The organism is bacterium (assembly GCA_021372515.1).
Taxonomy (GTDB): domain Bacteria; phylum Gemmatimonadota; class Glassbacteria; order GWA2-58-10; family GWA2-58-10; genus JAJFUG01.
In genome coordinates this window covers 41,591-54,777 of sequence record JAJFUG010000083.1, presented here as the reverse complement: position 1 = coordinate 54,777, position 13,187 = coordinate 41,591, and the positions used below count along the sequence as shown (strand labels likewise).

Annotated in this window: 10 protein-coding genes; 7 read left to right on the top strand and 3 right to left on the bottom strand. The window is 62.2% G+C overall.

Features of this window, described 5'->3' with window-relative positions; genetic code table 11:
- The first annotated feature begins 187 nt into the window (after positions 1-187).
- Both acpS and LLH00_08735 read left to right on the top strand, forming a co-directional pair.
- A complete protein-coding gene (gene acpS, locus LLH00_08740; GenBank protein ID MCE5271359.1) occupies positions 188-604 on the top strand; it encodes a holo-ACP synthase in 417 nt (138 codons plus the stop codon).
- A gap of 143 nt (positions 605-747) precedes the next feature.
- Positions 748-2,967, top strand: coding sequence for a hypothetical protein (locus tag LLH00_08735; GenBank protein MCE5271358.1), 2,220 nt, complete (start codon positions 748-750; stop codon positions 2,965-2,967).
- Positions 2,968-3,109: 142 nt separating this feature from the next.
- On the opposite strand, the gene LLH00_08730 is transcribed toward LLH00_08735, so the two are convergent.
- The gene (locus LLH00_08730) at positions 3,110-3,814 is read right to left on the bottom strand and encodes a 2-phosphosulfolactate phosphatase (GenBank protein MCE5271357.1); all 705 of its coding nucleotides are present in this window, start codon (positions 3,812-3,814) and stop codon (positions 3,110-3,112) included.
- A gap of 205 nt (positions 3,815-4,019) precedes the next feature.
- On the opposite strand from LLH00_08730, the gene LLH00_08725 reads away from it, so the two are divergent.
- From LLH00_08725 to LLH00_08705, 5 genes are all read left to right on the top strand, one after another.
- Positions 4,020-4,979 carry a hypothetical protein gene (locus LLH00_08725; protein ID MCE5271356.1) on the top strand — a complete coding sequence of 320 codons (960 nt, stop codon included), beginning with the start codon at positions 4,020-4,022 and terminating at the stop codon, positions 4,977-4,979.
- A gap of 72 nt (positions 4,980-5,051) precedes the next feature.
- Positions 5,052-6,200, top strand: a complete 1,149-nt coding sequence (locus tag LLH00_08720) for a hypothetical protein (GenBank protein MCE5271355.1) — start codon at positions 5,052-5,054, stop codon at positions 6,198-6,200.
- A gap of 64 nt (positions 6,201-6,264) precedes the next feature.
- Positions 6,265-7,476 (top strand): SIS domain-containing protein, encoded by a 1,212-nt coding sequence (locus LLH00_08715; GenBank protein ID MCE5271354.1) that lies wholly within the window; start codon positions 6,265-6,267, stop codon positions 7,474-7,476.
- Between the two features lie 38 nt (positions 7,477-7,514).
- On the top strand, positions 7,515-8,720 hold the full coding sequence (locus LLH00_08710) for a 6-phosphofructokinase (GenBank protein MCE5271353.1): 1,206 nt from the start codon (positions 7,515-7,517) through the stop codon (positions 8,718-8,720).
- 321 nt (positions 8,721-9,041) lie between these two features.
- The gene (locus LLH00_08705) at positions 9,042-12,170 is read left to right on the top strand and encodes a PAS domain S-box protein (protein ID MCE5271352.1); all 3,129 of its coding nucleotides are present in this window, start codon (positions 9,042-9,044) and stop codon (positions 12,168-12,170) included.
- A gap of 18 nt (positions 12,171-12,188) precedes the next feature.
- Here the strand turns inward: LLH00_08705 and LLH00_08700 are convergent, their stop codons facing one another.
- Both LLH00_08700 and LLH00_08695 read right to left on the bottom strand, forming a co-directional pair.
- A complete protein-coding gene (locus LLH00_08700; protein ID MCE5271351.1) occupies positions 12,189-12,509 on the bottom strand; it encodes a cupin domain-containing protein in 321 nt (106 codons plus the stop codon).
- A gap of 95 nt (positions 12,510-12,604) precedes the next feature.
- Positions 12,605-13,171, bottom strand: coding sequence for an NADH-quinone oxidoreductase subunit I (locus tag LLH00_08695; GenBank protein ID MCE5271350.1), 567 nt, complete (start codon positions 13,169-13,171; stop codon positions 12,605-12,607).
- Positions 13,172-13,187 lie beyond the last annotated feature (16 nt).

Here is a 13,187-nt window from a genome sequence, read left to right as displayed (position 1 = left end):
GCAGGCCGAATATGTCCTGTTCGTTTTTGCGGCTCATTCTGCGTGTCCCGCCACCGGGCGGACCGGTGGACAAATGCCAGAGACTGACTTATTTTTGACCCAATAAAGCACAGGGGCAAATATACTACCTCGCGGGCGGCTGAATCAAGTCGGACCGCCATGACCGCAAAGGGAAACGGAGACTGACATGCTGGAAAAAGGGTCTTTACCGCCCGGGCTTTCAGTCCTGGGCCTGGGGGTGGACACGGTGGAGGTGGACCGTATCCGCGACGCGCTGGAGGCGCGCTCCGGGGCGCGGTTCGAGCGGCGGGTGTTCACCGCGGCGGAGGTGGTTTACTGCCGTTCCAAGGCCGACCCGTACCCGCATTTCGCGGCCCGTTTCGCGGCCAAGGAGGCGGTGATGAAAGCCCTGGGCACCGGCTGGACCGCCCAGGTGAACTGGACCGGGATCGAGGTGGTGCACGGCGAGCGGGGCAAACCCCTGCTGCGGCTCAATGACCAGACCGCCGAGTTTGCCCGCGGCCTCGGCCTGGCCGATTCGCACCTCTCGCTCAGCCACGACCGGGTGCGCGCCGTGGCCGTGGCCCTGCTGCTGAGAGCCTGACACAGGCTGAACCGGGCTGGCAAAGATTTAATGCTGTGTGTTGTTATGTCCGCGTAATTGTTTGTAAATAATTGAATTGAAACAGCGACTTGAAGTTGGTTGTGAGACTGAGAAAGTCCAACCTCCGGAGGTAAAAGGGAAAAATGAAATACGGTAGAGTGGTCATTCAGGCCGGAGCGGCCCTTCCGGTGCGCACCGCGGCGGAGGAGCTGGCCGCAGCCATCGGGGTGCAGATCGTGGAGCGTGAGACTGTCCAGGCGCCGGCGCGTAACGAAATAGTGCTTCTTACGGGTGAAAGCGGCCTGGCCCAGCCGTCCGTGGCCGCCCTGAGCGCCGGCCGGGACACCTCCGGCGAGTGGGAGGCCGTGGCCGAGTCCGGCGGCGGACTTGTTATCGCCGGGAGCGCCCCGCGCAGCCTCTGCCGGGCCACCCTGGGCTGGATCGCCAACCCGGCGCGGGAGACTGGGCGGTTCTCCACGTTCCGTTTCGAAGAACGCTTCACCATGTGGGACAACACCCTCAACCAGTGGTACCGCATGACCGAGGGCTTCGACCGCCGGCAGCACATCCGCGAACTGGCCCGCATGGGCCACACCGCAGTGGAGATCAACCGCTACGCCGACAGCGGCGGCTGGCATGTGCGTAACCGTGAATTTCCCAGCGACTCCTACGCCTGGTACCTGAGCTACGCCCCGGCGCTGGACGCGTTCGTGGAAAGCCCGCTCACCGCCGGGCTGTACCCGGCCGAGGAACTGGAGCACAACCTGGCCGACCTGGCCGAAGCGGCCTCGCTGGCCCGCGCCTATGGGATGGAAACCGGGTTTGTCTGCTACGAGCCGCGCAGCGTGAACGAGGCTTTCTTCAAAAAGAACCCGCAGTTGCGCGGTTCGCGCACCGACCACCCCGGGCGCAGCCTCCAGCCGCGCTACGCCCTGGACATCGCCCATCCGCGGGTGCTGGAGCACTATGCCGAGATGCTCACCCGCCTGATGCAGACCCTGCCCGACCTGCGCTATCTGGTGTTCTGGACCGGCGACAGCGGCTCGGGCCTGCCGTTCATGGAGGGGCTGTATTTCGGGCCCAACGGCAGCTGGCTGGCCCGCTCCAAGCCCCTGGAGCAGATGGCGGCCGAGTTCTCGGGCGCCCTGGCGGTCGCTGGGCGGAAAATCAACCCGCGCTTTCAAGTATTGATGGAGATCGGCTGGGAGTACCTTGAGAACGAGTGGAAGAAAATTATCCCGGCCCTGCCCGCGGGGGTGACTCTCACCCATCCGCTGACCGGCAGCGCCTCCGGCATCCTCTGCGGCGCCGACCCGGCCTCCGGAGCCGGCGCCTACCTGCCGTTCGACCGCGCCCACGGCAAGGAGCCGGCCGGCGAGGTGGTGATTTCCTCCTGGTGGGACCTGGAACCGGTATTCGGCATCCAGTTCCCCTGGCTGGTGCGCGAAAAATTCGCCAGCCTGGAGGCCTTGGAACTGAAACGCTTTTTCACCCGGGGCGGTATCTACTCGCCGCCGCAGTGCCCCTACGCGGTGAACCACGATGTATACGCCGAGCTGGTGCGCGAACGGGAGATACCGGATTTCCACGGTTTCATTTTCGCGCGCGCCCTGGACTGGTGCGAGGGCGACAAGCGCGCCGCCGCTCTTCTGGTGGATGCCTGGCAGGCCGGCGAGCAGGCCCTGCGCGACTGGCCCGCCACCAACTGGTACCACTGCGGCCCCTGCGCCACCCAGGCCCGCTGGATCACCCGTCCGCTCGTCCCGGATTTCTCGAAGCTGAACCAGGACGAGTTGGCCGCGTTCGAGCGGGCGGTGTTCACCCTGGAGTGGGATGTGGCGCGCCGGAACCTGGCTTTCGAGGGCGGTATCCGCATGTACAGCGAGGAGCGGATGGAGGAAACGGTGGCCGGCTACGACCGCCGGGTGCTGCCCAAGCTGGAGCTGACCCTGGGCCTGCTGAACAAGGCCTGCTCCCAGAAGAAACTGAAAGCAGTGGAGGACCAGCGCGACCGCTACCGGGCTCTGCTGCTGCTCATGCGCACCCTGCGCAACAGTTTCGCCGCCCAGGCCGCGATCAACCGCTACCTGCTGGGCCAGGGGGACAGGGCGGAGCAGAAAAAGAAAATGTCCCAGGCCATCGCCGACGAAACGGGCAACACCCGCGACTGGATCGCCCTGTTCGAATCCAGCCGGACGAACTTTTTCCACATTTCGGCTGTGGAGGAGACCCCGTTCATCTACAAGACCCCGCTGCAGGACCTGCGGTTGCGTCTCGAGGTGATGGAGCGCCATGTGAGCGACGCGCCCGGGCCCGACCTGGCCGAGTTGCGGGTCAGCACCGGCGAGAGCACGCTACGCTGAGCCGGGGGGGGAATTGAAAGCCCGGTGAAGGCGAAATGATTAAAAACAGTGGAGCGAAGAATTGGAGTCAGGCTGGATTCGTTTGAAATGACAGAATGGGGCACGGCGCACCGTCGTGCCCCGTTTTATTGTGCGGAGGTTCTTACTCCACCGGCGTCTTGCGCAGCTCCAGGCCCAACTCGGTGCGCTCCACCCGGATGGCCCAGGGAAACAGGTCGCGCAGCAGGCACCAGGTGACATCCGTGGGCGGGAACTGGGGCTTGTCGCCGCGCAGGAACTTGCGGGCGCTCTCGTGGCTCAGGATGCCATGCACCGCGGCCACGTGGTCGTAGGGCCGGCCCGGCTCCAGCAGAGACTGGATGTAGTCGGCGCAGCGCTCGTCCTCGGGCATCGGCTCCAGGGCGTTCCAGCCCATGGCCACGATATGAAGCTCCGCCGGGTTCAGCTTGCGCACCACGGCCGCCAGGGCGGCGGCGGTGGTGAACGCCCCGACAAACACCTGGCTGCAATGCTGCGCCGCGGCCACCGCGCCGCGCACCCCGGCCGAGGTGCGCTGCACCACGGTGCGTCCGCGAAGGACCTTGTCCCCGGCCGCCACGATGTCGCTGGGCGAGTTGCCCAGGTCGAAACCCTCCACCATCACCCCGTTCACCTCGCCCAGGGCCAGCCAGCCGTGCTCGTGCTTGAGCGCCAGGGCGCGCTCCGGGTCCTCCTCCAGGATCACCCGCTCCACTCCGGCGTTCAGCAGGAAACTCGAGCAGGTGTAGGCCCGGAAGACATCGATGATGATCGCGGTGTCGCGGGCGGCCGCAGCCCCGGTCAGCAGTTGTTGACGGTGGATTTGCATGGCCCGGAATATCGGTGTTTAGCGACTGCCTGTCAAGGCGTCCGAAAGGCCGAGGGTTTATTTTTTGACTTGAACTAAAAAGGGTGTTAGATTGCCTATCTATATGAAATTCTGATCGTACAACACCACTTAACACCGTCCCGACCCGAAAGGGACGGTGCGGATTTTGAATTGAACTGTCGCGCTGCAGCCAGGAGAATCAAAGATGCTGGGATCCTATGTCGTGATAATCGACAACGAGCGAAAAATCGACCGTCTGGTTAACGAGACCGAGAAAAGTGAAGTGACGATCAACCGTTACGGTTGTGAAGTCATCGGCTATCGAATCCATGACGCTGCCCGTGGACAGAGTGTACCGCTGCTTTGGCGCGACAGCCTGGTTGAGGCCCCGGAAAAAGGCTGGAAAAACCACGCCACGATCCTGTTCCCGATCGTGGGCGGGCTGAAGGACAAGAAAAGCCTGTTGGGTGACAAGGTCATCTCCACCCGCGGCAACCACGGTTTCGCCCGCCACAGCACTTTCGACCTGATAGAGACGAGCCATGACGGGCGGGCGATGATCCGTTACCGTCTGAAGCCCAACTCCGAGATCCGCCAGTTTTACCCCTTCGATTTCCAGCTCGACCTGGTCTACGAGTTGATCGGCAACATCCTGGCCGCCACTTTCGAGGTCACCAACCCCGGCCGTGAAACGATCCTCTACCAGTTCGGCTGGCACCCGGGGTTTGCCACCCCCGTGTTCAGCGGCAAGGGCAGCAAGACCGACTGCCGTATCCTGTTGCCCAAGGGCAAGATCACCAAATACGAAAACAACGAGCACTGCCGTCTGACCGGAAAGAGCAGCGAGATCACCGTGGGCGGCCCGCTGGTCTGGACCGAGCAGGAGTTAGAGGCCACCCTGATGTTCGGTGTCGAGGACCCCGAGATGCGTCATCTCACCCTCGAGGACCCGGCCTCCCGTGTGTCGATCCGCATGGAGTTCCCGGATTTCCCGCACCTGGGGCTCTGGTCCGAGCCGGGCGATGAGTTCATCTGCATCGAGCCCTGGCAGGGGATGGACGATCATGAGGAGCAGGAGACGTTTGACAAGAAGTTGGGGGTAGTGAAGCTGGAGCCGGGCTGCAGCGACAAGCGCACGATCACGGTCACTCCCCGAATCGCCTGACCGGGCGTGCCTGCAGCGCCGCAGAGAGAGCCGTGTCTGTCAACCACAACGCAATCCGTCGATGGAGGAAGAATGTCTGCATCAATTGAGCTGTCCGGGAAGGCCGTAGCGATGGCCGGCAAGCTGGGCCTGGACAAGCAGAAACTCGTCGCCCTGATCCAGGACATCCTCGCGGTGAGCCGCGAATCGGGCCGCGATATTTCGGGCAACATTGTCTGCGGGCTGGACGTGAACGGACCGATTGTCGACTGTGATGACTCCGAGCTGACCCCGTACCCCGGGGCCAACACGGCCATCGAGTACCTGATCGACAACGCCGGCATCGAGGTCACTCTCTGCACGGGCTGGGACCTCAAGTCCATGGAGTTCTTCAAGGAGAACCGCCTGGGCGTGGACAAGCTGGGCACGGTGGGCGAGTACGGCATGGTCTACGAGCGTGGCGGCAGGTTCAATTACCTGTACCCGTACAACGAGACCGAGGCCTGCAATTTCGTGCGGGATGTCCTGGGCGCGGCCGCCGAGCAGGGCGTGAAAGTGGCGTTCCAGGGCAATTATTCCACCGGCGCCGGCGCGATCTACATCGAGGGCGACCGCAACGGCAACGTGCTGCAGCACCCGCTGGTCAAGGGACGCCGTCCCACGGCCGGGCAGCTCTGTGACGCCATGACCGCAGGCGGCAGCAAGGCCGCCCTGAGCGCCGGCGGGGCCAAGGTGCGCTTTTCCAGTGAGCTGTCCAACATGCCCGGGGTCTACCAGGCCCTGATCAAGACCCATCCCCTGATCTCGGTGCGCGTGGCCCTGGAGGGCGCCGACTACGTGATCTGGATCGATGACCAGGACAAGGCCGGTTTCGATTTCGAGGCCCTCAAGGCGGTGACACCGGCGTTCGAGAAGCGCTCCGGGCGCAAAGCTTTGGTATACGAGGATTTCGGCGTGGACCTGATCGCCCCGGCCGTGGAGAAGGGCAACTATTCGAAGGATGCCGGCCTGCGTGCTTTCGGCCGCGAGGCGTTCGGCAACGATGATTTCCTCAGCATCATCATCGGTGACAAGCGCAGCGACATCCCCAAGACTCTGACCCGCACCCTGATGGCGGCACAGAAAGCCTCCAGCGCCGAGAAGATCGCCCGCGACGAGAAAATCCCCTCGTTCAACCCGATCGATGTGCGCGATTTCGCCCTGGCGGTCTCCGAGGCGCACCGTATCGCCGGCGGCAAATAAGGACCTTTGGACATCAGCTATATCTGTTTCTATATCCGTTAACCGAAGTCAGGAGATTGTTGAGATGGCAGATGCAATGATCAAGTTGATCCAGGCCCCGGATGCCGAGAAAGACAAGCGGGGCACCCGCCACACTCCGGCCGAGATCTACCAGCAGCCCGAGATGTGGGAACAGACCTATAAAATCTGCGAGGGCATGAAGAGCCAGATCCTCGCTTTCCTGGGCAACGAGACCGACCGCAAGTTCCTGCTCACCGGCGCCGGCACCAGCGCTTTCATCGGCATCTGCCTGGAGAACCTGTTCAACAAGGTCAGCGGCTACGAGGCCCGCGCGGTCGGAACCACCGAGATCATCACCGACCCGGCCGCCACGTTCCGCCCGGGCAAGAAATATTTCCTGGTCCATTTCGCCCGCTCCGGCAACAGCCCGGAGAGCGTGGGCACGTTCGTGCTGGGCGAGCAGAGCCAGGCCGATATCAAGCACATCGTCATCACCTGCAACAAGAACGGCAAGCTGGCGATCATGAGCCAGGCCAAGAAGGACCGCGCCCTGACCATCCTGCTGCCCGAGAAGACGAATGATGAATCCCTGGCCATGACCAGCTCGTTCTCCAGCATGGTGATCGCCGGCCAGTACCTGGCCTCGATCAAGGATAGCGTGGCCTACGGTAAAGTGGTGGCGAACCTGGCCGCGGCCGGCCGCAAAATACTCACCCAGTACACCAGTGACCTGGAGGCCCTGTGCGCCGCCGCTTTCGAGCGCGCCGTGTTCCTGGGCTCCAACACGCTGTACGGCTGCTCCAAGGAGTGCCACCTGAAGCTGCAGGAGGAGACCGACGGCAAGGTGGTGGCCAAGTTCGACAGCTTCCTCGGCCTGCGTCACGGGCCCGAGGCGGTGATCCACTCCAACACCCTGGTGGTCTACCTGATGAGCGAGGAGCCGCTGGTGCACCGCTACGAGCTGGACCTGATGAACGGGGTCAAACACAAGGGTATCGGGATGAAGAAGATCGCGGTCTGCCGCAAGGCCGACGCCGACACGAAAGCCGCCGCCGACCTGGTGATCGAGCACGGCTGCGACATCCCGGACGATTACCTCAGCCCGGCCTATGTGATTGTCGGCCAGTCGCTGGGCGTGTTCAAGTCGCTGAGCGTGGGACTGAAGCCGGACAGCCCCTCGGAGAAGGGTGTGATTACGCGTGTGGTGCAGGGTGTGAAAATCTACGATCACCCGGCGTTTCAGGCCGACGGCTCGCTGAAAGTGATCGCCGGCTGAACGGATCAAGGGCAACCCAAAACTTACGGAGTGGATCGATGTTGAAGGGTAACGCGATTATCGGGCAATCCGGCGGACCGACCTCGGTGATCAACGCCAGCCTCTGCGGCGTGGTCGAGATGGCGGTGCGCCAGGATTTCATCACCGGTGTCTACGGCATGCGCTGGGGCATCGAGGGGTTCATGCAGGAAAACCTGATCGACCTGAAGAAGGAAGACCCCAGCGTGATCGCGGCGCTGCGGCTCACTCCCTCGAGCGCGCTGGGCTCCAGCCGCCACAAGCTGAAGGACGAGGATTTCCCGAAGATACGCCAGGTTCTGGAGAAATTCAACATCCGCTATTTCTTCATGATCGGCGGCAACGACACGATGGACACGATCAACCGGGTCGAGAAATATTGTGTGGCTAACGGCTACGAGTTGCGCGGGATCGGTATCCCCAAGACCGTGGACAACGACCTGCACGGCACCGACCACACGCCGGGCTACGGAAGCGCGGCCCGCTTCGTGGCCCTTTCGGTGCTCCAAGGCGGACTGCTGGCCCGTGACATGCAGAAAGTGGACCAGTACGTGATCTACCAGGCCGTGGGGCGCGATGCCGGCTGGCTGGCCGCCGCCTCGGTCGCGGCCAAGCGCTGCGAATGCGACCCGCCGCACATCATCCTGATGCCCGAGCGCCCGTTCGACAAGGACAAGTTCCTGGCCAAAGTCGAGGAGTGCCATAAGAAATACGGCTTCGTCTCCATTGCCTGCGGCGAGGGCATCGCCTACGCGGATGGCCGTCCGGTGAGCGCCTCCGAGACCCGCGACCGTTTCGGCAACGTCGAGTTCGGCGCCATGGGCGGCACCAGTGCGGCCATGATGCTGCACCGCATGATCTCGGAAAAGTTCGGCTGGCGCGGCGAGTTTCAGGTGGTCGAGTCGCTGCAGATGTGCGGCTCCGACCGCACCAGTGCGCTGGACGTGGCCGAGGCTTTCCTCTGCGGCCAGAAAGCCGTGGAACTGGCGGCCGAGGGCAAGAGCGGCCTGATGGTCTCGCTGCTGCGCGAGGACGGGCACGAGTACCAGACCAAGCTGGGCACCGCGCCCCTGGCCGAGGTGGCCGTGCATTCCAAGCCCATGCCTGACAAGTATATCGACGCTTCGGGCATGTTTGTCACACCGGAGTTCGTCGAATACCTCAAGCCGCTGGTCGGTCCGCTGCCCAGCATGGCCCGTCTGGCCTACCATCCGGTGAAAGCCTGATTGACGGGCAGTGACGTTTGAATTGCCAGAGGGGACGGAGTTTTCAGCCGCCCCCTTTTTTTATCAAATTATTGTCCTCCCGGACCGATTTTTCGGGGGCGCATTTACTCGGCTGAATAAAAACCGTACATTCAGTTGAAAAGTACATTGTGTATTGATTATTTTTATTTGAATAGAAATTGTAATTTGAATAAGCGGTTGGTTTTGTAGATAAAATAGCCGAAAAACCTGAAGAGCGCTTTCCAGAAAATAGAAATACTTTGAGACTATCCTCAGCAGTTGTTTCGAGAAATAATAATCCCGGAAGACGAGACCTCCTCGATGCCGCGCTCAGAACGGGAAAACCTTAGAATATTGCTCGAACGGTACCAGTCCCTGGTGGATCAATCTCCTCTGGCGATTATCCGTCTTGATACCGAGGGCCGGGTCCTGGGATGGAACCGGGCGTGCGAGGCCATGTTTGGCTGGACCGCCGCCGAGGTGCTCGGGAGGAATCTGCAAACCGAAAATCCTGACAAAATCGATGAAATCAGGGCCAATGTCCAGAAGATGAATGCGGGTGAGTCGATAAGCGGCTTGGTGACCCACCGGAGGCACAAGGACGGCTCACGGGTGCCGGTGCGGCTGTTCATATCCCCCCTGCGCGACAAGAGCGGGAAAGCAGTGGAACTGGTCGGGATGTACGAGAACCTGACCGAATCGGCCCGCTCCGCGGAGCAGTTGCGCGAGAAACAGGAGAGCCTCAACCTGGCTTTGGATGCCGCAACCGCCGGTGTCTGGAGCTACAACCTCGCCACCCGTGAAATGTCGTGGGACGACCGGGTGCTCGATATATTTCAGGCGGGTGGGGTCGCTCCCGAGAAACGCCAGGATTTCCTTCGCAACGCAATCGACCCCCAGGACCGGATAAGATTGCAGGAGCGTTTCAACTCGATCGTACGGGAAAAGCTTCACCTCGTGGAGACTTTTTGTATCCGTCTGCTGGACGGCAGAATCAGGTTCATCAGTCTGCGCGGCGATGTGCTGAAGAACGAGAAGGGCGAGGTGGAAAGGGTCATGGGGCTGTGTCTGGACGATACCGAGAAAGTCCAGGCCGCCGCGGAACTCAAGCAGAAAACCGAGGAACTCGACATGTTTTTCGACGTGTCCCCGGACCTGTTCTGCATCGCGGACACCGAGGGCGTCATCCACCGGCTGAATCCGGCCTGGACCAAGGTGCTCGGTTATCCGGTCAAGGAGATGGAGGGACAGCGTTTCATCGAGTTCGTCCATCCCGAGGATGTCGGCACGACCCTGATCGAGCTGCGCAAGCTGGGCGAGGGTAAGGTGGTCTCCAATTTCATCAACCGCTACCGTTGCAAGGAAGGCGCCTATCGCTGGGTGGAATGGCGCTCGGTCCCATACCAGGAGAAACTGATTTTCGCCGCCGCCCGTGATATCACCGACCGGATCGAATCCGACAAGCGGATCATGGAAACACGGGACCGGGCGCAGAAATATTTCGATATTGTGGCAGTGATCCTGTTGATCCTCGATTCCAATGGCCGGATCGCCGACCTGAACCAGACCGGCTGCCGGATCCTGGGCCACCAGCGGGAAAACGTGCTGGGCCTCGACTGGGTGGACAATTTCGTGCCGGCCGAAGACCGCGACCGGTTGCGCGAATATTTCAGGCAGATCATGAACGGCAGGACCGGGTTCGTCGAATACGACGAGAACACGGTGATAAACAGCCAGGGCCAGGAACGGATAATCGCCTGGCACACCACGCAGATCCGAGGCAATGACGGCCGCGTGGCGTTCACTCTCAGTTCGGGGGAGGACATCACCGACCGCAAGCTGGCCGAGGAAGCCCTCCTGCGCAGCGAGCGCACTCTCGAATCGATCCTCCGGACCATCCCGGACATTGTCTACCGCCTCGATCCCGAGGGGAAGATTCTTTTCATAAACGACGCGGTGCGCAATTACGGCTATACGCCCGAGAAGATGCTCGGTCGCGGGATACTGGAGTTCGTGCACCCGGAAGACAGGCAGAGGGCCGTTCACCGGATCAACGAACGCCGCACCCGTGAGCGCCGCACGCGTTCTCTGGAAATCAGATTGATGCAGAAATCAGGCGAAAGCATGGATTTCGAGGTCCATTCAGAGGAGGTGACACAGGAACAACCGGTATTCCTTATTGACGCCGAGGGACTCTACCAGGCAGAAAAACCGAACCACGATTCTTTTATCGGCACCCAGGGCGTGGCCCGTGATATCACTGAGCGCAAGAAACTGGAGCAGCAGCAGCGCGAGCTCGAATCGATGCTGTCCCATTCGCAGAAAATGGAGTCGGTGGGGCGCCTGGCCGGCGGTGTGGCGCACGATTTCAACAATCTGCTCACCGTGATAATCGGCAGCCTGGAGCTGGCGAAAGTGTCGGCCCCCAAAGACGGGATCACCGGCGGCACGGATGACAGCCTGGAGGATGCCCTCAAGGCGGCGGAAAGGGCCCGCGACCTCACCCGTCAGCTCCTGGCTTTCGGGCACAAGCAGGTCCTTTCGGTCAAGACAGTCGGCCTGAACGAGGTCGTGCTCGGGTTCACCAATATCCTCAGCCGCGTGATCGGCGAGAATATCCGGGTCGAGACGTTCCTGCGCGCCGCGCCGGACATGGTGGAGGCCGATATTTCACAGTTGGAGCAGGTGCTGCTCAACCTGGCGGTCAACGCCCGGGACGCGATGAGCGGGGGCGGGATTCTCACCCTGGAGACCGGCAATGTCGACCTGGACGAGGAATACGCCCGCACCCACCCGGAGGCGGCCCCCGGTGAATATGTCCAGCTGGCAGTGAGCGACACCGGCTGCGGGATGGACGAGGGGCTGCGCCGGAGGATTTTCGAGCCGTTCTTCACCACCAAGAATGTCGGGTTCGGCACCGGCCTGGGGCTGTCGATGGTCTACGGCATAGTCAAGCAGCACGGCGGCAGTATCTGGGTTTACAGCGAGGTCGGTGTGGGCAGCACGTTCAAGATATACCTGCCGCGGGCGGCCTCCGGCGCAGTCGCGGCAGGCGGCCAGCCCCGGGCCGAGAGCCGTCGTGCCGAGGGCGAGTCGGTGCTGGTGGTCGAGGACGACCCTACTGTCCGTGAAACCCTGCGCCAGTTGCTGGGCCACCTGGGCTACCACGCGCTTATCGCCGCCAACGTGGAGGAGGCGGTGGTCCTGGCCAACGCGAACTCTCCACTGCAAGTCCTTCTCACCGATGTCATCCTGCAGGGCGGCACCGGCCGGGATGTGCTCGAAAAAGTCAGGGCCATCCATCCAGAGGTGCGCCCGGTGTTCATGTCCGGCTACACGGATGACGTGATAGCGCATCACGGGGTGCTGGACCAGGGAGTGCTTTTCCTGCAGAAACCTTTCAACGCCGAGACGCTGCACCGCAAGCTGCGCGAGGCCCTCGGCGGCTGAGAACGCCCGCCGGACAGCCTAAAGGTAGTCCTCCCGCGGCGGGCAGAACACGTCCAGCACCTTGCCCGCCTCGCGCACCTTGGCCCCGTGGACCACATCCGGCGGGGCGTAGTAGCTGTCGCCGGCTTGCAGTATCCGGGTTTCCCCGCCCACGGTCAGCTCGTACTCGCCGCTCACGATATAGCCCACCTGCTCGTGCGGATGGCTGTGCATCGGCAGCAGGGCATCCTTTTCGAAACTGAACTCCACCGACATCAGCTTGCCCGCGCTCAGGCAGACCCGGCGCACCACGCCGCCGCCCAGGTTGGTGACAACGGTTTCCTCTCTGGTCTTAAGCATCCTGCCGCTTCTCCTCTCTGTCCTGAAATAAATACGCCGTCCCCGGCCCGGCCGGTAAACGGCGAATGAATGGGAACGGGTCAATCACGCTCGACTCATTCCTGCAAAAAGCGTTTGTAGTCCTTGTACGGGGCCGGGTCGTGCTCCGTGGCCAGCAGCCGGTCGATGGGATACATCATCTCCTGGCGGCTGTAGCAGCTTATCTCCAGGTGGCCGCTGTCCATGCGGATCGCGTCCTCCGGGCAGGCCTCCACGCACAGGCCGCAGTAGACACACTTGCCCATGTCGATGGTGAAGCTGGCGGCCTGCTTCTCGGTCTCCGGGTCGGGGTGTTCCTTGGCCACGATGTAAATACACTTGGCCGGGCAGATCGTCTCGCACATCATGCAGCCCACACAGCGCGGGCCGCCGCCCTCGCGTCTGGTCAGGTAGTGCGCGGTGCGCAGTCGCCAGTGGTAGCCGCGATGCTGCTCCGGGTACTGGATCGTCACCGCCCCCTTGCGCCGGGTCTTGATCCCCACGGCGTTCAGGATGTGCAGGCTGAGGTTCACCACGAAATGACGGTTGGTGATCCAGAGTCCGCGCAGAATCTCGGGCAGCCAGATACGCTCCAGGAAAGTGAGCTTGCGGCGGAACTCGATCTTTTTGACAGTGATGGCCAAAACAGCCTCCGCTTGC

Excerpts from the sequence above, each read along its gene's own strand:
- acpS (MCE5271359.1), top strand. The coding sequence starts at position 188 with ATGCTGGAAAAAGGGTCTTTACCGCCCGGGCTTTCAGTCCTGGGCCTG.
- LLH00_08735 (MCE5271358.1), top strand. The coding sequence starts at position 748 with ATGAAATACGGTAGAGTGGTCATTCAGGCCGGAGCGGCCCTTCCGGTG.
- LLH00_08730 (MCE5271357.1), bottom strand. The coding sequence starts at position 3,814 with ATGCAAATCCACCGTCAACAACTGCTGACCGGGGCTGCGGCCGCCCGC.
- LLH00_08725 (MCE5271356.1), top strand. The coding sequence starts at position 4,020 with ATGCTGGGATCCTATGTCGTGATAATCGACAACGAGCGAAAAATCGAC.
- LLH00_08720 (MCE5271355.1), top strand. The coding sequence starts at position 5,052 with ATGTCTGCATCAATTGAGCTGTCCGGGAAGGCCGTAGCGATGGCCGGC.
- LLH00_08715 (MCE5271354.1), top strand. The coding sequence starts at position 6,265 with ATGGCAGATGCAATGATCAAGTTGATCCAGGCCCCGGATGCCGAGAAA.
- LLH00_08710 (MCE5271353.1), top strand. The coding sequence starts at position 7,515 with ATGTTGAAGGGTAACGCGATTATCGGGCAATCCGGCGGACCGACCTCG.
- LLH00_08705 (MCE5271352.1), top strand. The coding sequence starts at position 9,042 with ATGCCGCGCTCAGAACGGGAAAACCTTAGAATATTGCTCGAACGGTAC.
- LLH00_08700 (MCE5271351.1), bottom strand. The coding sequence starts at position 12,509 with ATGCTTAAGACCAGAGAGGAAACCGTTGTCACCAACCTGGGCGGCGGC.